The organism is Streptomyces sp. CA-146814, assembly GCF_050942385.1.
In the GTDB taxonomy this organism is placed as follows: Bacteria; Actinomycetota; Actinomycetes; order Streptomycetales; family Streptomycetaceae; genus Streptomyces.
Genome location: NZ_CP192068.1, coordinates 1,261,132 through 1,282,411 on the forward strand (window position 1 = coordinate 1,261,132; position 21,280 = coordinate 1,282,411).

At 70.8% G+C, this 21,280-nt stretch carries 20 protein-coding genes and 1 pseudogene; 8 read left to right on the forward strand and 13 right to left on the reverse strand.

The genetic code is table 11. The features are described from left to right. Positions 1-11 precede the first annotated feature (11 nt). Complete coding sequence (serB, locus tag ACQP09_RS05560; protein WP_433396425.1) at positions 12-1,319, forward strand: phosphoserine phosphatase SerB; 1,308 nt, start codon at positions 12-14, stop codon at positions 1,317-1,319. 118 nt (positions 1,320-1,437) lie between these two features. Here serB and ACQP09_RS05565 read toward each other — a convergent pair whose 3' ends face one another. From ACQP09_RS05565 to ACQP09_RS05580, 4 genes and pseudogenes are all read right to left on the reverse strand, one after another. Further along, on the reverse strand, positions 1,438-1,956 hold the full coding sequence (locus ACQP09_RS05565; protein WP_433396426.1) for a SixA phosphatase family protein: 519 nt from the start codon (positions 1,954-1,956) through the stop codon (positions 1,438-1,440). Positions 1,957-2,060: 104 nt separating this feature from the next. Then, a pseudogene (locus ACQP09_RS05570) lies at positions 2,061-2,249 on the reverse strand (hypothetical protein); the annotation flags it as partial. 266 nt (positions 2,250-2,515) lie between these two features. After that, complete coding sequence (locus ACQP09_RS05575) at positions 2,516-2,632, reverse strand: SGM_5486 family transporter-associated protein (RefSeq protein ID WP_256859158.1); 117 nt, start codon at positions 2,630-2,632, stop codon at positions 2,516-2,518. 17 nt (positions 2,633-2,649) lie between these two features. Then, positions 2,650-3,966, reverse strand: coding sequence for a CynX/NimT family MFS transporter (locus ACQP09_RS05580; RefSeq protein WP_433396428.1), 1,317 nt, complete (start codon positions 3,964-3,966; stop codon positions 2,650-2,652). 124 nt (positions 3,967-4,090) lie between these two features. On the opposite strand from ACQP09_RS05580, the gene ACQP09_RS05585 reads away from it, so the two are divergent. Further along, positions 4,091-4,765, forward strand: a complete 675-nt coding sequence (locus tag ACQP09_RS05585) for a FadR/GntR family transcriptional regulator (RefSeq protein WP_432151755.1) — start codon at positions 4,091-4,093, stop codon at positions 4,763-4,765. 11 nt (positions 4,766-4,776) lie between these two features. Here ACQP09_RS05585 and ACQP09_RS05590 read toward each other — a convergent pair whose 3' ends face one another. The 3 genes from ACQP09_RS05590 to fabG all read right to left on the reverse strand — a co-directional run bounded on the left by ACQP09_RS05590 (position 4,777) and on the right by fabG (position 6,824). Next, positions 4,777-5,148 (reverse strand): hypothetical protein, encoded by a 372-nt coding sequence (locus ACQP09_RS05590; protein ID WP_433396431.1) that lies wholly within the window; start codon positions 5,146-5,148, stop codon positions 4,777-4,779. 183 nt (positions 5,149-5,331) lie between these two features. Next, positions 5,332-6,099: an enoyl-ACP reductase FabI gene (gene fabI / locus ACQP09_RS05595; protein ID WP_404069794.1), complete on the reverse strand. Its 768-nt coding sequence runs from the start codon at positions 6,097-6,099 to the stop codon at positions 5,332-5,334. A gap of 5 nt (positions 6,100-6,104) precedes the next feature. Then, positions 6,105-6,824 carry a 3-oxoacyl-[acyl-carrier-protein] reductase gene (gene fabG / locus ACQP09_RS05600; RefSeq protein WP_093693181.1) on the reverse strand — a complete coding sequence of 240 codons (720 nt, stop codon included), beginning with the start codon at positions 6,822-6,824 and terminating at the stop codon, positions 6,105-6,107. A 237-nt stretch (positions 6,825-7,061) separates the two neighbouring features. Between fabG and ACQP09_RS05605 the strand changes: the two genes are divergently transcribed. From ACQP09_RS05605 to tyrS, 3 genes are read left to right on the forward strand one after another with little or no spacing between them, the layout of a single operon-like run. Further along, positions 7,062-8,585 (forward strand): TldD/PmbA family protein, encoded by a 1,524-nt coding sequence (locus tag ACQP09_RS05605; protein ID WP_433396433.1) that lies wholly within the window; start codon positions 7,062-7,064, stop codon positions 8,583-8,585. Further along, entirely contained in the window at positions 8,582-9,976 is a 1,395-nt protein-coding gene (locus tag ACQP09_RS05610) for a metallopeptidase TldD-related protein (protein WP_433396435.1), read from the forward strand. The genes ACQP09_RS05605 and ACQP09_RS05610 overlap by 4 nt, the downstream gene beginning before the upstream one ends. 51 nt (positions 9,977-10,027) lie before the next feature. Further along, positions 10,028-11,299, forward strand: coding sequence for a tyrosine--tRNA ligase (gene tyrS, locus ACQP09_RS05615; protein ID WP_433396437.1), 1,272 nt, complete (start codon positions 10,028-10,030; stop codon positions 11,297-11,299). Between the two features lie 91 nt (positions 11,300-11,390). On the opposite strand, the gene ACQP09_RS05620 is transcribed toward tyrS, so the two are convergent. After that, entirely contained in the window at positions 11,391-11,666 is a 276-nt protein-coding gene (locus ACQP09_RS05620; protein ID WP_015607737.1) for a GlsB/YeaQ/YmgE family stress response membrane protein, read from the reverse strand. Positions 11,667-11,898: 232 nt separating this feature from the next. Here ACQP09_RS05620 and ACQP09_RS05625 point away from each other — a divergent pair, with 232 nt between their 5' ends. Both ACQP09_RS05625 and ACQP09_RS05630 read left to right on the forward strand, forming a co-directional pair. Beyond that, a complete protein-coding gene (locus ACQP09_RS05625; RefSeq protein WP_433396439.1) occupies positions 11,899-12,276 on the forward strand; it encodes a DUF3099 domain-containing protein in 378 nt (125 codons plus the stop codon). Between the two features lie 221 nt (positions 12,277-12,497). After that, complete coding sequence (locus ACQP09_RS05630; RefSeq protein WP_326706521.1) at positions 12,498-12,737, forward strand: hypothetical protein; 240 nt, start codon at positions 12,498-12,500, stop codon at positions 12,735-12,737. Between the two features lie 56 nt (positions 12,738-12,793). On the opposite strand, the gene moaA is transcribed toward ACQP09_RS05630, so the two are convergent. The 5 genes from moaA to ACQP09_RS05655 all read right to left on the reverse strand — a co-directional run bounded on the left by moaA (position 12,794) and on the right by ACQP09_RS05655 (position 18,040). Further along, positions 12,794-13,783, reverse strand: a complete 990-nt coding sequence (moaA, locus tag ACQP09_RS05635) for a GTP 3',8-cyclase MoaA (protein WP_433396441.1) — start codon at positions 13,781-13,783, stop codon at positions 12,794-12,796. 200 nt (positions 13,784-13,983) lie between these two features. Beyond that, complete coding sequence (locus tag ACQP09_RS05640; RefSeq protein WP_404069812.1) at positions 13,984-15,624, reverse strand: solute symporter family protein; 1,641 nt, start codon at positions 15,622-15,624, stop codon at positions 13,984-13,986. Beyond that, positions 15,621-15,986, reverse strand: coding sequence for a DUF485 domain-containing protein (locus ACQP09_RS05645; RefSeq protein ID WP_432151746.1), 366 nt, complete (start codon positions 15,984-15,986; stop codon positions 15,621-15,623). The genes ACQP09_RS05640 and ACQP09_RS05645 overlap by 4 nt, the downstream gene beginning before the upstream one ends. A gap of 297 nt (positions 15,987-16,283) precedes the next feature. Further along, positions 16,284-17,006: a lysoplasmalogenase gene (locus ACQP09_RS05650; RefSeq protein WP_433396444.1), complete on the reverse strand. Its 723-nt coding sequence runs from the start codon at positions 17,004-17,006 to the stop codon at positions 16,284-16,286. Beyond that, complete coding sequence (locus tag ACQP09_RS05655; RefSeq protein ID WP_433396446.1) at positions 17,003-18,040, reverse strand: sterol desaturase family protein; 1,038 nt, start codon at positions 18,038-18,040, stop codon at positions 17,003-17,005. The genes ACQP09_RS05650 and ACQP09_RS05655 overlap by 4 nt, the downstream gene beginning before the upstream one ends. Before the next feature lie 149 nt (positions 18,041-18,189). Here ACQP09_RS05655 and ACQP09_RS05660 point away from each other — a divergent pair, with 149 nt between their 5' ends. Beyond that, a complete protein-coding gene (locus ACQP09_RS05660) occupies positions 18,190-21,273 on the forward strand; it encodes an NACHT domain-containing protein (protein WP_433396448.1) in 3,084 nt (1,027 codons plus the stop codon). Positions 21,274-21,280: the final 7 nt, after the last annotated feature.

The window sequence follows — 21,280 nt, forward strand, 5'->3', positions numbered from 1 at the left end:
GTGGGATCACCATGAGCGCATCTCAGCCACCTCAGCCTTCCTCCTCCTCCGAACCTCCCGTGAACCCGGCGGAACCTGTGAATCCGGCGGAACCTGTGGACCTTGCGGAACCTGTGGACCTTGCGGACAGCACCCCCACGCTCCTCGTCAAGATCTTCGGCAAGGACCGCCCCGGCATCACCGCCGGGCTGTTCGACACCCTCGCCGCGTACGCCGTCGACGTCGTGGACATCGAGCAGGTCGTCACCCGGGGCCGCATCGTGCTGTGCGCCCTGGTCACCTCGCCCACCGCGGGCGGGACGACCGAGGGCGATCTGCGGGCGACCGTGCACAGCTGGGCCGAATCCCTGAAGCTCCAGGCCGAGATCATCTCGGGCACCGGTGACAACCGGCCCCGAGGCAGCGGCCGTTCCCATGTGACCGTGCTGGGCCACCCGCTCACCGCGGAGTCGACCGCCGCCATAGCGGCCGCGATCACCGCGACCGGCGGCAACATCGACCGCATCTTCCGGCTGGCGAAGTACCCGGTCACGGCGGTCGAGTTCGCGGTGTCGGGGACCGGGACGGCGGAGTTGCGGACCGCGCTGGCGACCGAGGCCGCGGAGATCGGCGTGGACGTCGCCGTGGTCTCGGCCGGGCTGAGCCGGCGGGCGCAGCGGCTGGTCGTGATGGACGTGGACTCCACGCTGATCCAGGACGAGGTGATCGAGCTCTTCGCGGCCCACGCGGGCTGTGAGGACAAGGTCGCCGAGGTCACCGAGCAGGCGATGCGCGGCGAGCTGGACTTCGAGCAGTCGTTGCACGCCCGGGTCGCGCTGCTGGCGGGGCTGGACGCCTCGGTGGTGGACAAGGTGCGCGCCGAGGTCCGGCTCACGCCCGGCGCCCGCACCCTGATCCGTACGCTGAAGCGCCTCGGATACCAGGTGGGCGTCGTCTCGGGCGGATTCACCCAGGTCACGGACGACCTCAAGGAGCGCCTCGGCCTCGATTTCGCCTCCGCCAACACCCTGGAGGTGGTGGACGGCAAGCTCACCGGGCGGGTCGTCGGCGATGTGGTGGACCGGGCGGGGAAGGCCCGTCTGCTGCGGAGCTTCGCCGAGCAGGCGGGGGTGCCGCTGGACCAGACCGTGGCCATCGGGGACGGGGCGAACGACCTCGACATGCTGAACACGGCGGGGCTCGGGGTCGCCTTCAACGCCAAGCCCGTGGTCCGCGAGGCGGCGCACACGGCGGTGAACGTGCCGTTCCTGGACACCGTGCTCTATCTGCTCGGCATCACCCGTGAAGAGGTCGAGGCGGCGGACGGCGTCGTCGACTGACGGTTTCGGCAGCGTACGGAGTCGCCCGACGGTCTCCGGCAGCGTACGGAAGAGGGCCCCGGCACGGGACGCGTGCCGGGGCCCTGCGTGTTCATGTGTGCCGGTGAGACCGGGGCACTCAGTCGTTCGGCGTCCAGTACTCGGTGAGCCTGCCCGCCCCGTGCTCCACGCTCTTCCAGGAGCCGGGGAACTCCACCACGGCGTAGGACGCCGTCGGGAAGCCGTCCCGGGTCATCCGGGCCAGGGTGTCGCCCTCGGCCGATCCGGAGAGGGCGTCGGCGGCGCTGTGCATGCCCGGGTTGTGGCCGATGACCAGGAGGTTGTGGACGTCGTCCGGGACCTCGTTGAACAGGGCGATCAGTTCGCCGAGGGAGGCCTCGTACAGCCTCTCCTCGTAGACGGTCCTGGGGCGCTGGGCGAACTCGTGGACCGCCAGCTTCCAGGTCTCCCGGGTCCTGACGGCGCTGGAGCAGAGGGCCAGATCGAAGTCGATGTTGGAGTCGGCGAGCCTGCGGCCGGCCACGGGCGCGTCCTTACGACCGCGCTCGGCCAGCGGGCGCTCATGATCCGAACTCTGCGACCATTCCGCCTTGGCATGCCTGAGAAGGACGATCCTGCGAGGTGTCTCGACGCTCATACACCTCAGCTTCGCATGAAACGCGGCCTCCGGCGCAGGGTGTTGACAGCCTCATCCGGAAGGTGGACGCGCCGGTCCGGGACGGTTTCGCCGCGACGCGTGGATCAAGGGGCGAGCAGGTGGAGCGCGCGCTCGATCAGCTGTCCGAGTGCGGGGTCGGCGGTGGCCGCCTGCGCCTGGCCCGGGCTCATGATCATGAGCAGCAGCGCGGCAAACGCGACGGCCGGGAGCGCCACGGCCCACCACGACAGCCGTATCTCGACACGGTCGGCGGCCGGTCGGTGAGAAGCGGTGGCCGGCCGGTGGGAAGCCGTGGTCGGCCGGTGGGAAGCGGCGGCGGGTCGCGAGGAGGCGGCCGGTCGGTGGGACCTGAGGTGCGCAGGGACCGGCATGTCCGCCTCCGTGGGGTGTTCGGTTCGTTACCGAAGAACCTACGGAACGGATCGGGCCGGTCCCATCCGGTGATCCACCCACTTCACCCTGACCCTGGCCCCCTAGGGGACAGGGGGCCAGCCCCACCATGGGCGAGGCGGCAGTCCACGGGCGGGGCCGCCGGACGTCAGGGCGAGGCGATCGAGGCGATCACACCGATGACCACCGTGACGAGAAGCATCGCCCCGAAGACGAGGAGGAGCTTCTTCTGACCGTTCTTGGGCTGCGGATCGAGCACTGGCATGGAGCCAGTCTCGCATCTCAGCATTCGTCCTCGACGGTCCGGTCCCGCCCGGCCAGCACTCCGGCCACCATCTGCGGGATCATCAGCCCCGCCATCAGTGCGATCGGCAGTCCCCAGCCGCCGCTGTGCTGGTAGAGCACGCCGACGAGCAGCGGGCCCGGGATGGACAGCAGGTAGCCGGTGGACTGGGCGAAGGCGGAGAGCCGGACCACGCCCGCCCCGGTCCGCGAGCGCATGCCGATCATGGTGAGGGCGAGCGGGAAGGCACAGTTGGCCACGCCGAGCAGCACCGCCCAGACCCAGGCACCGGCGGCTGGGGCCAGGTAGAGGCCGCCGTAACCGATCAGGCCGCACAGACCCAGGACGACCACGATGGGGCCCTGCTGCTTGAGCCGGCCGGCGACCCTGGGGATGACGAAGGCGAGCGGGACGCCCATCGCCATGGTGACCGCGAGCAGGACGCCCGCCGTACCGGCCGAGACCCCGGCGTCGCGGAAGATCTGCGGCATCCAGCCCATGGTGATGTACGCGGCCGTCGCCTGGAGCCCGAAGAAGCAGGCGAGCCCCCAGGCGGTCCGGCTGCGGGTGATCCGGAGCTCCGGGGCGTCGGCGGGCCGGGAGGTCTGACCGGACGCGGACCGGTCCGGTGCGGGCGTCCCGGGCGCCGGGGTCTTGTCCCGTACGAGGACGATCCACGGCAGCACCGCGAGGGCGGCGAGCACGGCCCAGACGGCCAGCCCGGACTGCCAGCTCCCGCCCATGGCGCTCGTCAGCGGCACGGTGACGGCGGCGGCGAGAGCGGTGCCGAGAGCCAGGGCCATGGAGTAGAGGCCGGTCATCGTGCCGACGCGGTCGGGGAACCAGCGCTTGACGATCACCGGCATCAGGATGTTGCTGACGGCGATGCCCATCAGAGCCAGCGCGCTGGCGGCCAGGAACCCGGCGGTGGAGCCGATGTACGGGCGGATCACCAGGCCCGCCGCGATGGCCGCCATGCCCGCGCAGACGACGGCGCCCGCGCCGAAGCGGCGGGCGAGGCGGGGTGCCATGACCCCGAAGACCGCGAAGCAGAGCGGCGGTACGGAGGTGAGCACGCCCGCCACGCTGCCGCTCATGTGCAGCCCGTCGCGGACCTCTTCGAGGAGGGCGCCGAGGCTGGTGATGGCGGGGCGGAGGTTGAGGGCGGCCAGGACGAGCCCGACGGCGATCAGCCGCAGCAGCCAGGGGGCCGGGGCCTCGGCGGCTCCGGGGAGCCGCGGGGCCTGGGGGGCGGTGGGGGTGCGCGCGGCGGCGCCGCGGTTCAGGGTCTGGGTCTGGGTCTCGTCGTCCGGCATGAGGCCATCATAGAATCATGGGATGATTGGTTGTCCAATCCCTTTCCCGGCGACCCGGCCTCCCCCCGGTCCCCCTGAGAGAATCCCCCGGACCCGCCCTCTCAGCTCACGAGCAAGGAGCACCATGGCGCTGACGTCTCCCCGGCGTTCGGCACTCGCCGACCAGGTGATCGCGCAACTGCGGAACCAGATCACCTCGGGCGAGTGGCCGGTCGGCTCGCGGATTCCGACCGAGCCGGAGCTGGTCGAGCAGCTCGGCGTGGCCCGTAACACCGTGCGCGAGGCGGTCCGGGCCCTGGCGCACAACGGGCTGCTGGACATCCGGCAGGGCTCGGGCACCTATGTGATCGCCACGAGCGAGCTGGCCGGGGTGATGCACCGCCGCTTCGCCGCCGCCGACCCGCGCCACATCGCGGAGCTGCGCTCGACGCTGGAGTCGTCGGCCGCCCGGCTCGCCGCCGTACGCCGCACCGAGCGCGATCTGCGGCAGCTCGACACCCTGATGGCGCGCCGGGAGGAGGCGTGGGCCTCGGGCGACGCGGAGGCGTTCGTGGCGGCCGACGCGACGCTGCACCTGGCGGTGGTCGCCGCCTCGCACAACGACGTACTGACCGGGCTCTACGCGGACCTCGGAGATCTGCTGCGCGACTACCTACGGGGTGACGTGGGACCTGAGCTGCGCCCCGAGAACCATATGGATCACGCGCGACTGGTCGAGGCGATCCGCGCCGGGGACGCGGAGACGGCGGCGGCCGAGGCGGCGGGCCACGCGCTGAACTGCCTGGCAGACCGCGTATAACGCCGGGCTCCTCAGAGCGGCGCCGGCCGGTGGCTGACCCAGGCCGTCGCGATCTCCTTCCAGCAGCGGTCCTCCAGCCGTACGGTCCGCCCCGGCGCCACCGCGACCGCCGCGCCGTCCGCGTCGACGTCCCACCAGCGGACGCATTCGGTGTGGAGCTGGACCAGGTCGGTGGAGGGGTAGGGGTTGTAGCAGTACGCGACGACCCGGGAGCCCTCGATCGTCGTACGGCACTCGGAGCCGGCCGGTTCGGGCTCCGGAGGCGCCGCCGCCGTACCGGAGTCGGCGCCTCTGGCCACGTGGACCCCCAGAGGTACGGCGAGCGCGGCGACGGCGACCGAGGCGGCCAGCAGGAGACGGGTGCGGCGACGCGTGGGGCGCACAGCGATCTCCCTCCCGCAGCCTGACAGAAGTCCGGTTCCTCCACATTCTGCGGTGGAACGTCAGACTTTTCGACCGGAGCGGCGGCAGGGAGTCACGGACGGCGACGACCCCCGGCCGCGTACCGCCTCGAAAAGCCAGGAGGGGGTACGCGGCCGGGGGCCGTCATCAGGGGCTGCGCGCGGTCAGGCGCCCATCATGTGCACGCCGCTGTCGACGTGGATGATCTCGCCCGTCGTGCGCGGGAAGAAGTCGGAGAGCAGCGCCACGACGCCGCGGCCGGCCGGCTCCGGGTCGGACATGTCCCAGGCGAGCGGTGCGCGGTGGTTCCAGACGTCGGCCAGCTCCGAGAAGCCCGGGATGGACTTGGCGGCCATGGAGCCGATCGGTCCGGCGGAGATCAGGTTGCAGCGCAGCCCGTCCTTGCCCAGGTCACGGGCGAGGTAGCGGGAGGTGGCCTCCAGCGCGGCCTTGGCCGGGCCCATCCAGTCGTACTGCGGCCAGGCGTACTGCGCGTCGAAGGTGAGGCCGACGATCGAGCCGCCCTCGCTCATCAGCGGCTTGCACGCCATGGCCAGCGACTTCAGGGAGAACGCCGAGACGTGCATCGCGGTGGCGACGGACTCGAACGGCGTGTTGAGGAAGTTGCCGCCGAGCGCGTCCTGCGGCGCGAAGCCGATGGAGTGGACGACGCCGTCCAGCGAGCCGAGCTCCTCGCGGACCAGGCCCGCCAGCCGGTCCAGGTGCTCCTGGTTCGTCACGTCCAGCTCGATGACCTTGGCGGGCTTCGGCAGCTTCTTGGCGATGCGCTCGGTCAGGGTCGGGCGCGGGAAGGCGGTGAGGATGACCTCGGCGCCCTGCTCCTGGGCCACCTTCGCGGTGTGGAACGCGATGGACGACTCCATCAGCACCCCGGTGATGAGGATGCGCTTGCCGTCGAGAATTCCGCTCATGGTGATCAGTGACCCATGCCCAATCCGCCGTCAACGGGGATGACGGCTCCAGTGATGTACGACGCGTCGTCGGAGGCGAGGAAGCGCACGGCGGCGGCGATCTCGTCGGGCTGCGCGTAACGGCCCAGCGGCACCTGGGACACGATGCCCTTGCGCTGCTCCTCGGTGAGCGCCTGGGTCATGTCGGTGTCGACAAAACCGGGTGCGACGACGTTGAAGGTGATGTTCCGCGAGCCGAGCTCACGGGCCAGCGACCGGGCGAACCCGACGAGTCCGGCCTTGGAGGCCGCGTAGTTGGCCTGGCCCGCCGAGCCGAGGAGGCCGACGACGGAGGAGATCAGGACGACGCGGCCCTTCTTGGCGCGCAGCATGCCGCGGTTGGCGCGCTTGACGACCCGGAAGGTGCCGGTGAGGTTGGTGTCGACGACGGAGGTGAAGTCCTCCTCGGACATCCGCATCAGCAACTGGTCCTTGGTGATACCGGCGTTGGCGACCAGCACCTCCACGGGACCGTGCTTCTCCTCGATCTCCTTGTAGGCCTGCTCCACCTGCTCGGCGTCGGTGATGTCGCAGCGGACCGCGAGGACACCGGCCTCGGTGAGGGCCTGGGGCGGCTCGCCGGAGCGGTAGGTGATCGCTACCTGGTCGCCGTTGTCGGCGAAGGCGCGGGCGATGGCGAGGCCGATGCCCCGGTTTCCTCCGGTGACGAGAACCGAGCGGCTCAACGGATCACCCTTTCCTTGGCGGTGTGGTGCGCAGTCCATGACGGGCTGGTACGTCGAAAACCTATCGGTACCGTGCGCCGATCGAGGAATCGGGCCCTGACAGTGGCTTGTCCGGGGTGCTGTGGGGTTCCTACAGTTCGCACGGTTGCGTGCCGGGCACACCTGTCCGCGATATCCCCGGCTGTCCACGCCTTCCGCATGGTTCACTGCCGTCGTGTATCGAGAAGGGAATTCCCTGTGCCCCACGAGGTAGATCAGTCATTCCTGGCCCTCCCGCTGCGCGCGCTGGCCGACGCGGCGCTCGCGCGGGCGCGCGCGCTGGGCGCCGCGCACGCCGACTTCCGGCTGGAGCGGGTGCGCAGCGCCTCCTGGCGGCTGCGGGACGCGCGGCCGGCCGGGGCTTCGGACAGTACGGACCTCGGGTACGCGGTGCGGGTGGTGCACGGCGGGGCGTGGGGGTTCGCCTCGGGTGTCGACCTGACGATGGACGCGGCGGCGAAGGTGGCCTCGCAGGCCGTCGCGATGGCGAAGTTGTCGTCCAAGGTGATCGCGGCGGCGGGCTCCGACGAGCGCGTCGAGCTGGCGGACGAGCCGGTGCACGGCGAGCGGACCTGGGTCTCGGCGTACGACGTCGACCCGTTCTCCGTACCGGACGAGGAGAAGGCGGCGCTGCTCGCGGAGTGGAGCGGGCCGTTGCTGGGCGCGGACGGGGTGGCGCATGTGGACGCGTCCCTGATGACCGTCCACGAGAACAAGTTCTACGCGGACACGGCCGGGACGGTCACCACGCAGCAGCGGGTGCGCATCCAGCCGCAGTTGACGGCCGTGGCGGTGGACTCCACGACCGGTGAGTTCGACTCGATGCGGACCATCGCCCCGCCGGCCGGGCGCGGCTGGGAGTATCTGACCGGCACCGGCTGGGACTGGGACGCCGAGCTGGAGCAGATCCCCGGGCTGCTCGCGGAGAAGATGCGGGCGCCGAGCGTCGAAGCGGGGACGTACGACCTGGTGGTCGACCCGTCGAACCTCTGGCTGACCATCCACGAGTCGATCGGCCACGCCACCGAGCTGGACCGGGCGCTCGGTTACGAGGCGGCGTACGCGGGCACGTCGTTCGCCACCTTCGACCAGCTGGGCAAGCTCGCGTACGGCTCCTCCGTCATGAACGTGACCGGTGACCGCACCGCCGAACACGGCCTCGCGACCATCGGGTACGACGACGAGGGCGTCGAGGCGCAGTCCTGGGACCTGGTCAAGGACGGCACGCTGGTCGGCTACCAGCTGGACCGCCGGATCGCGAAGCTCACGGGGCTCGGCCGCTCCAACGGCTGCGCGTACGCGGACTCGCCGGGCCATGTCCCCGTACAGCGCATGGCGAACGTGTCGCTCCAGCCGGACCCGGGCGGGCTGTCGACGGAGGACCTGATCGGCGGGGTCGAGCGCGGGATCTACGTGGTCGGTGACCGGTCCTGGTCGATCGACATGCAGCGCTACAACTTCCAGTTCACCGGGCAGCGGTTCTTCCGGATCGAGAACGGGAAGCTCGCCGGACAGCTACGCGATGTGGCGTACCAGGCGACGACCACGGACTTCTGGGGCTCGATGGAGAAGGTCGGCGGCCCGCAGACGTACGTGCTCGGCGGCGCGTTCAACTGCGGCAAGGCCCAGCCGGGCCAGGTCGCCGCGGTCTCCCACGGCTGCCCCTCCGCCCTCTTCCGGGGCGTCAACATCCTCAACACGACGCAGGAGGCCGGACGATGAGCCGCGTCAGCAAGCCGTACGAGATCGTCGAGCGGGCCCTGGAGCTGTCCACCACGGACGGTCTGGTGGTCATCGCCGACGAGCACTCCTCCGCCAACCTGCGCTGGGCCGGCAACGCGCTCACCACCAACGGCGTCACCCGGGGTCGGACCCTCACCGTCATCGCGACCGTCGACGGCGCCGAGGGCACGGCGTCCGGTGTCGTCTCCCGGTCCGCCGTGACCGCCGACGACCTGGAGCCGCTGGTCCGGGCCGCCGAGGCCGCCGCCCGGGGTGCCGGTCCCGCCGAGGACGCGCAGCCCCTGGTCGGCGGAGTGCCCTCCTCCCCCGACTTCACGGACGCGCCCGCCGAGACCGGCTCCGAGGTCTTCGCCGACTTCGCCCCGGCCCTCGGTGACGCCTTCGCCCGGGCCCGCTCCGGCGGCCGCGAGCTGTACGGGTTCGCCAACCACGAGCTGACCTCCACCTACCTCGGTACGTCGACGGGGCTGCGGCTCCGCCACGACCAGCCGACCGGGACGCTGGAGCTGAACGCCAAGTCGCCGGACCGGACCCGTTCCGCGTGGGCGGGCCGGTCGACGCGGGACTTCAAGGACGTCGACCCGGCGGCGATGGACGCGGAGCTGGCGCAGCGGTTGCGCTGGGCGGAGCGGCGGATCGACCTGCCCGCCGGGCGGTACGAGACCCTGCTGCCGCCGACCGCCGTGGCGGACCTGCTGATCTACCAGCTCTGGTCGTCCACCGCGCGGGACGCCGTGGAGGGCCGGACGGTCTTCTCCCAGCCGGGCGGCGGAACCCGGCTCGGCGAGATGCTGGCTCCGCTCCCCCTCACCCTGCGCAGCGACCCGCACGCGCCGGGTCTGGAGTCGGCGCCGTTCGTGGTCGCCCACGCCTCCGGCGACAGCGCTTCCGTCTTCGACAACGGGCTGCCGCTGGCCCCGACGGACTGGATCCGGGACGGGAAGCTGGAGCGGCTGACGACGACCCGGCACACCGCGGCCCTCACCGGGCTGCCGGTCGCCCCGGCCGTCGACAACCTGGTGCTGGACGGGGGCGGTGAGCGGTCGCTGGAGGAGATGGTGGCCGCGACGACCGGCCGGGCGCTGCTGCTGACCTGCCTCTGGTACATCAGGGAGGTGGATCCGGCGACGCTGCTGCTGACCGGGCTGACCCGGGACGGCGTCTATCTGGTGGAGGACGGTGAGGTGGTCGGCGAGGTGAACAACTTCCGGTTCAACGAGTCGCCGGTGGACCTGCTGTCGCGGGCGTCCGAGGCGGGCCGTACGGAGAAGACGCTGCCGCGCGAGTGGGGCGACTGGTTCACCCGGGCCGCGATGCCCGCGCTGCGCATCCCGGACTTCAACATGAGCTCGGTCAGCCAGGGCGTATGACCCGCCTAGACTGGCTCGTAAACCCCTACACCCACAAGGAGCACCGGAACCGTGACGGACATCGTCGACGAGCTGAAGTGGCGCGGGCTGTTCGCCCAGTCCACTGACGAGGACGCATTGCGCAAGGCTCTCGCGGACGGTCCCGTCACCTTCTATTGCGGCTTCGACCCGACGGCGGCGAGCCTGCACGTGGGGCACCTCGTGCAGGTCCTCACCGTGCGCCGGCTCCAGCAGGCGGGCCACCGTCCGCTCGCCCTGGTCGGCGGGGCCACCGGTCAGATCGGTGACCCGCGCCCGACCGCCGAGCGCACGCTGAACGACCCGGAGACCATCGCGGCCTGGGTGCAGCGGCTGCGGGAGCAGATCGAGCCCTTCCTCACCTTCGAGGGGCCGAACGCGGCGACGATGGTCAACAACCTGGACTGGACCGCGGGCATGTCCGCGATCGAGTTCCTGCGGGACATCGGCAAGCACTTCCGGGTCAACAAGATGCTCACCAAGGACTCGGTCGCCCGCCGGCTGGAGTCGCAGGAGGGCATCAGCTACACGGAGTTCAGCTACCAGCTGCTCCAGGGGATGGACTTCCTGGAGCTGTACCGCCGCTACGGCTGTGTCCTCCAGCAGGGCGGCAGCGACCAGTGGGGCAACCTCACGGCGGGCATCGACCTGATCCACCGTCTTGAGCCGGGTGCCACCGTGCACGCGCTGGCGACGCCGCTGATGGTGAAGGCGGACGGGACCAAGTTCGGCAAGTCCGAGAGCGGTGCCGTCTGGCTGGACCCGGAGATGACCACGCCGTACGCATTCTACCAGTTCTGGCTGAACGTGGACGACCGGGACATCTCGCGGTACCTGCGCATCCTCAGCTTCAAGAGCCGGGCCGAGCTGGAGGAGCTGGAGCAGCTGACCGAGGAGCGGCCGCAGGCGCGTTCCGCGCAGCGGGCGCTGGCCGAGGAGCTGACCACGCTGGTGCACGGCGGGGCGCAGTGCGCGGCGGTCATCGCGGCGTCGAAGGCGCTGTTCGGCCAGGGTGACCTGGCGGAGCTGGACGAGGCGACGCTGAGCGCGGCCCTCTCCGAGGTGCCGCACGTGCGGGTCGCCGAGCTGGGTCCGCTGGTGGACCTCCTGGTGGAGGTCGGGCTGGCACCGAGCAAGTCGGGTGCGCGGCGCACGGTCAAGGAGGGCGGCGCGTACGTGAACAACGTGAAGGTCGCCGACGGTGAGGTCGCGCCGGACGCCGGGGAGCTGCTGCACGGGCGCTGGCTGGTGCTGCGCCGGGGCAAGAAGAACCTGGCGGCCGTGGAGGTCGTCCCGGCCGGCTGACGTACGCCGTACGCCTGAACAGCGCCGTGGCCGGACACGCGATTCCTCGCGTGTCCGGCCACGGCGCTGTGCTGTGCTGTCTGCTCCGGGCTCAGGTTCTGCGCTTGTTGCCCCGGATGGACTGCCAGGCCATGTCTCCGACGGCGACCACCGCCACGGCACCGGCCAACTGGAGCAGATGACGGATCCAGTCGATGCCCTTGGTGTCCTCGACGCCGATCCAGCCGGCCACGGCGTTACCGAGGATGGAGCCGAGAATACCGAAGACGGCCGTCAGCCAGAGTGGGATGTCTTGTTTGCCCGGCAGGATCGCCCGTGCGATCACACCGAGCACAAGGCCCACGATGATTGCCCACAACCAGCTCATTTCGCCTCCTCGTGCGGCGCGGAGTGCGCGTCCGCCCAGTCTTGGACGGCGGGCGGAGGACCGCATTCCGGGCGGGGCCGTACGGGTGGGCCGTGCGGGTGGGCCGTGCGGGTGGGGCGCGCTCGGGCGGCGGTGGTGCGCCGCCCCGGTCTTCGGTACGCCGGGAGCTCGGCGTACCGTGGATGCGGCCCGGTCCCGGAGCGTCCGGCACAGAGATCTGGTGGTGGAACACATGCTGCGGAAGAGCGACGAGGTGGAGGTCTTCCGGATCACGGGGGCCCGTCAGGGGCTGGCCGACGATGTGCGGGGCAGGCAGCGGCGCTATGTGATCTCGATGTCCGTGCGTACGGTGTCGGTGGTGCTGGCCGCGGTGCTGTGGAACGTGGAGCGGCATGTCGCGATCGTGGCGCTCGCTCTGGGCGTGCTGCTGCCGTACGTGGCGGTGGTCATCGCCAACGCGGGCCGGGAGAATGCCCCTTCGCTGCCGTCGACGTATCTCACCGCACCGGTGCGACCCGCCGTCGAGGCGGCCGAGGCCACCGGTCGCGCCGAGTCCGCGGGCCCCGACGGGCGGGCCGGCCGGGTGCCGCCGCCACAGGAGCACAACTGAGCCCGCGTGTCCCGCGAAGCTCAGGAAAAGCTCAGATCAATCATGACGTTCCGGTGCACCGCACCCCGGTGCCCGTGACATACTTCAGAGGCGCTCCGCATCCCCCGTCGGAGCGATGGACCGACGCCGGGCAGCTCCCCCCGTGGCTGCTCGGCGTCGCCGTTTCTCCGGCCGGGGATGCGTCGTTCAGCGTGCGGAGCACCTGACTTAGGCTGGGTCCCGTGATCTTCCCCGAGACATCCGCCGAGAGCGCCGCAGGTGCCCCGATCTGTTCCGCCAAGGGCTGCCGGGCCGACGCGGTCTGGGTGCTCGCCTGGAACAACCCGAAGCTGCACACGCCCGAGCGGCGCAAGACCTGGCTGGCCTGCGAGGAGCACCGGGAGCACCTGTCGCAGTTCCTGGGCGTACGAGGGTTCCTCAAGGACGTCGTGGCGCTCGCCGACTGGGAGTCCGGGGCTTGACCGACTGGGAGTCCGGGACTTGACCGACTGGCAGTCCGGGGCTTAAAGGCCTGCCGTCAGCCGCCGATCGCCGACATCGGGCGGTCGGGCTGGAGGAAGGACGGGTCGTCCAGTCCGGAGCCCGCCTTCTTGCCCCACATGGCGACCTTCCAGAGCCGCGCGATCTCCGCGTCCGGCGCGTCCGAGCGCAGGGCGGAGCGCAGGTCGGTCTCCTCGCGGGCGAAGAGGCAGGTGCGGACCTGGCCGTCGGCGGTGAGCCGGGTGCGGTCGCAGGCGCGGCAGAACGGGCGGGTGACCGAGGCGATCACGCCGACGCGGTGCGGGCCGCCGTCGACGGTCCAGCGCTCGGCGGGGGCGGAGCCCCGTACGGTCTCGTCCTCGGCGGTGAGGGTGAAGCGGGTGCGCAGCGAGGCGAGGATGTCACCTGCGGTGATCATGCCGTCGCGCTTCCAGCCGTGCTGGGCGTCGAGCGGCATCTGCTCGATGAAGCGGAGCTCGTACGCGTTGGCCACGGCCCAGGCCAGCAGCTCGGGCGCCTCGTCCTCGTTGAGTCCCGGCATCAGGACGGAGTTGACCTTCACCGGGGTGAGGCCGGCCTCGCGGGCGGCTTCGAGGCCTTCCAGGACGTCCTTGTGGCGGTCGCGGCGGGTGAGGGTCTTGAAGACGTCGGGGCGCAGGGTGTCCAGCGAGACGTTGACCCGGTCGAGGCCCGCGGCCTTGAGGGCGGCGGCGGTGCGCTTGAGGCCGATGCCGTTGGTCGTGAGGGACATGCGCGGGCGCGGGGTGAGGGCGGCGCACTGCTCGACGATGGAGACGAGGCCGGGGCGGAGCAGGGGCTCGCCGCCGGTGAAGCGGACCTCGGTGATGCCGAGGTCGGTGACCGCGATGCGGATCAGGCGCACGATCTCGTCGTCCGAGAGCAGCTCGCTCTTGCCGAGCCACTGCAGGCCCTCTTCCGGCATGCAGTAGGTGCACCGCAGATTGCACTTGTCGGTCAGTGACACGCGCAGGTCGGTGGCGACCCTGTCAAAGGTGTCGATGAGCACGGTGGCTCTCCTCCCCCGGTGGTGTCGGTGCGGTCGGTGTGGTGTCGGTACGGTCGATCTCTTCCGAGCCTACGTGAGACCGGGGACATCGCAGGGGCCCGTTTGCCACGAGGTGCGGCCGGGCCGCGTCGTAGGACTCTACGACGCGGCCCGGCCGCGGGGGTGGGTGATGAACCGAACGGCTCCGTGAGTTCCTTCTCTCAGTGCGCTCCGGTGCCGGTGAGGGACTTGACCTCCAGCTCGGCGTACTTGTCCGCGTCGGCCTTCTCCTTGCCGATCACCGAGCCGAGCCAGCCGAGCAGGAAGCCGAGCGGGATCGAGATCAGGCCAGGGTTCTCCAGCGGGAACCAGGCGAAGTCGACGCTCGGGAACATCGAGGTCGGCTTGGAGGAGACGACCGGTGAGAAGAGCACCAGCAGGACGGAGGAGGAGAGCCCGCCGTAGATGGACCAGAGGGCGCCCTGGGTGGTGAAGCGCTTCCAGAAGAGGCTGTAGAGGATCGTCGGCAGGTTGGCGGAGGCGGCGACCGCGAAGGCGAGGGCCACGAGGCCGGCCACGTTGAGGTCGCGGGCGAGTGCGCCGAGCGCGATGGAGACGATGCCGATGGCGACGGTGGCCCAGCGCGCGGCGCGGACCTCCTCCTTCTCGGTGGCCTTCCCCTTGCGGATCACGTTGGCGTAGATGTCGTGCGCGAAGGACGAGGAGGAGGCGAGGGTGAGTCCGGCGACGACGGCGAGGATGGTCGCGAAGGCGACGGCGGAGATCACCGCGAGGAGGATGGCACCGCCGGTGGAGCCGGAGCCGCCGCCGATCTCCAGGGCGGCGAGCGGCGCCGCCGTGTTGCCCGCCTTGTTCGAGGCGATGATGTCGTCGGGGTTGAGGATCGCGGCGGCGCCGAAGCCGAGGACGATCGTCATCAGGTAGAAGGCGCCGATGATGCCGATCGCCCAGTTCACGGACTTACGGGCGGCCTTGGCGGTGGGCACGGTGTAGAAGCGGATCAGGATGTGCGGCAGGCCCGCGGTGCCGAGGACCAGGGCGAGGCCGAGCGAGATGAAGTCCAGCTTGGAGATGCCGGAGACGCCGTACTTCAGGCCGGGCTCCAGGAAGGCGGCGCCCTTGCCGCTGTTGCTGGCGGCGGTGCCGAGCAGGTCGGAGATGTTGAAGTTGAACTTCAGCAGGATCAGGAAGGTGATGAGCAGGGTGCCCGCGATGAGCAGGACGGCCTTGACCATCTGCACCCAGGTGGTGCCCTTCATGCCGCCGATGGTGACGTACAGGATCATCAGCACGCCGACCAGGGCGACGATGACGATCTTCCCGAAGTCGCTGGTGATGCCGAGCAGCAGCGAGACGAGGACGCCCGCGCCGGCCATCTGGGCCAGCAGGTAGAAGATCGAGACGACGATGGTGGACGTACCGGCGGCGGTACGGACGGGCCGCTGGCGCATCCGGTAGGCGAGGACGTCGCCCATGGTGTAGCGGCCGGAGTTGCGCAGCGGTTCGGCGACCAGGAGCAGGGCGACGAGCCAGGCGACGAGGAAGCCGATGGAGTAGAGGAAGCCGTCGTAGCCGAAGAGGGCGATGGCGCCCGCGATGCCGAGGAAGGACGCCGCGGACATGTAGTCGCCGGAGACCGCGAGCCCGTTCTGGAACCCGGTGAACTGGCGGCCGCCCGCGTAGAAGTCGGCGGCGCTCTTGGTCTGGCGGCCGGCCCACACGGTGATGAAGAGGGTCGCGACGACGAAGGCGGCGAAGAGGGTGATGATCAGCGGCCGGTGCTCGCCCGCGCTGTCGGCGGCGAGCTGGACGGTCGGATAGAGGGTGTGGGCGGCGCTCATACGTCGGCCTCCATACGGGACTTGATCGCTTCGGCCTTCGGGTCGAGCTTGGTGGCGGCGTGCCGGGAGTAGAGCACGGCGATGAGGAAGGTGGTGGCGAACTGGGCGAGGCCGAGGACGAGCGCCATGTTGATGTTGCCGACGATCTTGGTGGCCATGAAGTCGCCCGCGTAGCTGCAGAGCAGGACGTAGAGCAGGTACCAGGTCACGAAGGCGACGGTGAGCGGAAAGGCGAACGACCGGAACGAGCGGCGCAGGTCGGCGAACTCGGCACTCGCCTGCACCGCGTTGTACGCCTCGGTGGTGGGCTGGGCCGGGCTGGAGTCGGAACGGCCCTCGGGCGGCGGTGCATCGGTAGCCACGGAATCTCCTCGCGACGCGGGTGCGGTGAACTGGGGGACGGGGGGTGTCATGGGAGGCCTCGTTTACCGGGAACGGTGACGTGCCTCCTGGACAACGGCACGGAGGGCGCGACGAAGCGGTTCACCGGATCTTTCGCCTTCTCGGCCGCATCCCGGCGTCCTGAACGCGCTCCTTTGCGGCGAAGGGCACGGCAGCACCCAGGTCCGCGACAGCGAAAACCGGCGCACCCGTCACCGCCGCTCCGAGGAGTCGCGGTGACGGGTGCGCCGGCCTGTCCGCCGGGGTCCCTGCCGGTCTCAGTCCCCTCTGCCCCGGCCCCCGTCCACCGCGGTTCGTGCGGCCGTGAGCACCCCGAGGGCCAGCAGGAACTGGGCGGCGATGTAGGTGAGCATCACCCAGAAATCAGGTGCGGGCAGCCGGGGCCACTCGGCGATGCCCGTGGCGATGAGGGCGTCGGAGAGCAGGAAGAGCGCCCCGCCGGCCGCCGCGTACCGGCCGAGGACGCCGGCCCGCCACGCCATCGCGGTGAGCAGCAGGCTGTAGCCGGTCAGCGGTGCGCGCAGCTCGGCCGGGAGGTCGGGCCAGATCAGGACGAGGAAGACGACGAGCACGACGGCGTACGCGATCCCGGCGGCCAGCGACGCACGGGTCCGGGCGTGTCCCTGCCCTCGCCCTCGCCCGAACAGCGTCAGGTAGCAGACGTGGCCGACGGCGAACGATCCCATCCCGAGCAGGAACGCCAGGTCGTTGTCGGCGAGCAGGAACACGTCACCGCCCCACCCGAACAGCAGCGCGGCGATCAGGAGCCGCGGCCCGCCCCGCACGGCCGCGTACCCGGCGAGCAGCGGCATCAGCAGCGGCTTGGCGACCAGGTGGAGGGTGTCGAGACCGGCGAGGACCCCGGCCAGGTCGACGGCGGCCGCGAGGAGGAAGGCGATGAGCAGGGGCCGCGCGAACCGCTCGGCCCGTGGGGTGGTGGCGCGTCCCGGGTCGGTGGGACGGGAGGCGGTGGCGCTCATCGGGTGGGCTCCGGGGCGGGGGCGGACACTTCGGCGGGAGCGGGTACAGGACCGGCGGCTTCGGCGCGTACGGGAGTGGGTGCGGGTACAGGACCGGCGGCTTCGGCGCGTACGGGAGTGGGTGCGGCGGCTTCGGCGCGTACGGGAACGGGATCGGGTACGACGGCTTCGACGGGCGCCTCGGTGAGGGCTCCCGCCTTCGCGACGGGCTGCCAGCCCGGCCCCCGGAAGACCCGTCCGGCGCGCTCGCCCCAGCTCCCGGCGGCCCGGACGTCCCGGGCGATGGCGGCGTACTCGTGGGTCGCCACGCGCAGCGGGTTGTGGGTGGCGATGTTCTTGGTGAGGCCGTAGACGGGCCGCTCGGTCTCCGCCGCGAAGGACCCGAACATCCGGTCCCAGATGATCAGGATGCCGCCGTAGTTGCGGTCCAGGTAGCTGCCCTGCGAGGCGTGGTGGACGCGGTGGTGGGAGGGCGTGTTCAGGACGTACTCGAAGGGGCGCGGGAGCTTGCCGACGCGCTCGGTGTGCACCCAGAACTGGTAGACGAGGTTGGCCGACTGGCAGAAGGCGAGCGCCGCCGGGTGGACACCGCAGGCGATCAGCGGCAGGTAGAAGGGCCAGGAGGTCGCGGAGGTCCAGGGCTGGCGCAGCGCGGTGGTGAGGTTGAACTTGCGGCTGGAGTGGTGGACCACATGGCAGGCCCACAGGATCCGGATGACGTGGTGACCGCGGTGGGACCAGTAGTAGAAGAAGTCCTGGACCAGGAGCATCAGCAGGACGGTCCACCACACGACGGGCACCCGCAGCGGCGTCAGTTCGTAGAGGCCCATGTAGATGGCGAGGATGGGGATCTTCCACAGCAAGTCGAACCCGAGGCTGCCGAGCCCCATGGTGACGCTGGTCGCGGCGTCCTTGCTGTCGTAGCCGGCCGCGTCCTCATCCGGATGGAAGCGGTAGCTGACCATCTCGATCACGGTGAGCAGCACGAAGGCCGGTATTGACCACAGCACGACATCGGGCAGGTTCGGCTCCATGCGAGCACCGTAGGGCCGCCGGTCGGTGAGGGCTAGAGGTTGTTACCCACAAGTATGCGAGACCTGCTGTCAGCAGAATTTGGCACCTTCTGCCAAGGGGCCGGCCGTAGGATTTACGGCACTCGTGTCGCGGAGGGGGAGGAACGCACGTGTCCGGTACGGAAGTTGCCCTGTTACGGCTGGCCACGACGGTGATCGGCGCGGCCACCAGGGCGTTGCTGACCCCCAGGCCGGGGGCGGGCCTGGTCCCGGACCCGGTCCGCCCGCTCCCCCGCCCCGCCAAGCCGGACCGGCTGGCGAGGGTGCTGGCGGGACGGATATCCGAGTCGTACGCGGATCTCCCCGAGCACGAGCGGCTGGCCGCGCTCGCCTCCGTACAGGACACGTTCGAGGCAAGCGTCGCGGATATCGACCGGCTGTTCGCGATGAAGCTGGACCCGGAGCGACTGCGGGCGGAGCTGTCGGCGCCTGCCACCGGACTCTCGGAACGCGCCTGCGAGCTGTACGAGGAGCTGCTCGGCCGCTGCTGCGCACACCTGCTGGAACAGCTGACCGCCCACCCGTCGTTCACGGCACGGGCGGCGGTGGAGCAGGTCCGGGAGGCGGAGCGGACGCGAACGCTGGTGGAGGACGTACGGGACCGGGTCGGCCCGAGCCCGGACACGGCGGACCTGGAGTTCGAGGACCGGTACGCGGAGTTCATGGCGGCGGCCAACAGCCGGGTGGAGCTATTCGGGCTGACGCTGGGACGGTCGGCGGGCGGGTGGCCGCTGAAGACGGCGTACATCGGTCTGGAGGTGAGCGGGGAGTACGAGGTCACCGACCGGTTCAGCCTGAATCATCCGCTCCGGACCACGGTCAGGATCGAGCAGGCGCTCGGCGAGCGGGACCGGCTGTTGCTGCGGGGCCCTGCCGGTTCCGGCAAGAGCACGCTGGTGCAGTGGCTGGCGCTGAACACGGCCCGGCAGTCGTTCGGCAGCGAGCTGGCGGACTGGAACCGCTCGGTGCCTTTCGTGCTGCGGCTCCGAGCGTTCACCGCCCTCGACACGCTGCCCGCTCCGGCGGACTTCCTTCGCGCCACCGGCGTACCGCTGCATGGCTCGACCCCGGTGGGCTGGGCGGACCGGATGATGCGGCAGGGCCGGGCGCTGGTGCTGGTCGACGGGGTCGACGAGGTGCCGGAGCGGCTACGCAAGCGCACGGAGCGCTGGCTGAAGGACCTGATCACCGCCTATCCGCAGGCCAAGTACGTGGTGACGACGCGCCCGTCCGCCGTCCCCGAGACCTGGCTCTCCGCCTCCGGCTTCGAGCCGCACACCCTGCTGCCGATGCGCCAGGAGGACGTACGCGCGTTCATCGGCCACTGGCACCGGGCGGCGCGCTCGGAGTGCGGGTCCGAGGAGGAGGGCGCCGAGCTGGACCGGTACGAGAGCGCCCTGCGTCGGGCCGTCGGCACCCGCCGGGACCTGGGGCTGCTCGCGACCAACCCGCTGATGTGCGCCCTGCTCTGCGCGCTGAACCGGGACCGGCGGATGCAACTGCCCCGGGCGCGCAAGGAGCTGTACGACGCGGCGCTCGACATGCTGCTGGTCCGGCGCGACACCGAGCGCGAGATCGTCGGGGTGGAGGGCGTCGACCTGACCCGCGAGGAGCAGATGGCGCTGCTGCAGCGGTTGGCGTACTGGCTGATCCGGAACGGGCTGGTGGAGGCGTGGCAGGAGGAGACGGTGGGCCTGCTCACCGACTGGCTGCACGCGATGTCCCAGGTCCGGGGCACCCCGGACCAGGTCTTCGCCCACCTGTTGAACCGCAGCGGCCTCCTGCGCGAACCGGCCCTCGGCGCGGTGGGGTTCGTCCACCGCACCTTCCAGGACTACCTGGGCGCGAAGGCGGCGGTGGAGGCCCGCGACTTCGGCGTGCTGGTCAGTCATGCCCACGAGGACCAGTGGGAGGACGTGCTCCAGATGGCGGTGGGGCACGCGCGGCCGGACGAGCGGGCGTTGCTGTTGCGGGGGTTGCTGGAGCGGGCGGACCGGGAGCCGGAGCACGGGAACCGGGTGGTGCTGCTGGCGGCGGGGAGTCTGGCGCATGCGCCGGAGCTGGATCCGGCGGTGCGGGCGATGGTGGAAGCGCGGACGGAGAGGCTGTTGCCGCCGGACAGTGAGGAGAGCATCGACGAGCTGGCCAAAGTGGGTGATCTCGCTCTGGAACTCCTGTCACCGATGGCGGAAGGCTTGACGGACCGGCAGGCCGAGGCCGTGGTGCGGACAGCGGCGGCTGTGCGCACGGACATGGCGTACGAGCTGGTGAAGCAGTTCCGGGACGATCCGCGGAGCCTGGTCGCTCACCAGGTCTCCGTCTCCTGGGAGCATTTCGACGCGGAGCGCTACGCGCGGGAGGTCATGGCGGCCCGGACCTGGGACGACGCCTACGCCCAGGTGCGGACGTCCGCACAACTGTCCGCGCTCCGGCACATCCCGCATCTGAAGGCCGCGCAGGTGACAGGTGACCACGCCGACCTCTCAGCGCTGTGGACCCGATCGGAGACGGAGCGGGTCTTCCTCTTCCGTAACGGGGAACTGACCGATCTCCGCCCGCTGGCGCGGATGGAACGGATCCACGAGATCGGCCTGAGCCACTGCCCGGGGATCCGGGACATCGCTCCGCTGGCGCGGCCGGGCCTGACATCGCTCACCCTCGTCCAGCTCCACGGAACACGCGACCTCACGCCGCTGAGCGACATGCCGGACCTCCGGCATCTGACGCTCGGCAACCACACGGGTGAGCTGCCCGTCTGCGAGAAGGCGACCTCTCTCGCCCTGCTGCCCCAGACCCGGTACCTCCACCTGGCAGGCATCAGCAGCCGCTGGCCGGGGCTCGAACGGCTGGGGCTGTACTCCTCCGATCATCTGCAGCAGCTCAGCCACGAGGAGTCGCTGTTCAGGCTGACCCATCTGCTGCTCTACTACATGCCGGAGTTGGACCTACGCCAACTGGCCCCCTTCGGCCAACTGACCGACCTGTTCCTGTTCGGCTGCTCCCTGACCGCCCCAGATCTCGCTCCGCTGGCCGGCCTCCCCGCCCTCACCAAGCTGGTCCTCCACAACCCCAGAGGGCCGGTCGACCTCACTCCCCTCGCCGATACGGAGCATCTGACGATCGAGATCGGCTATGGCTCCGACGTCACCGGCACCCACCTCTTCCCACCCGACCGCATCGTCCGCCTCCCCTGAACACCCC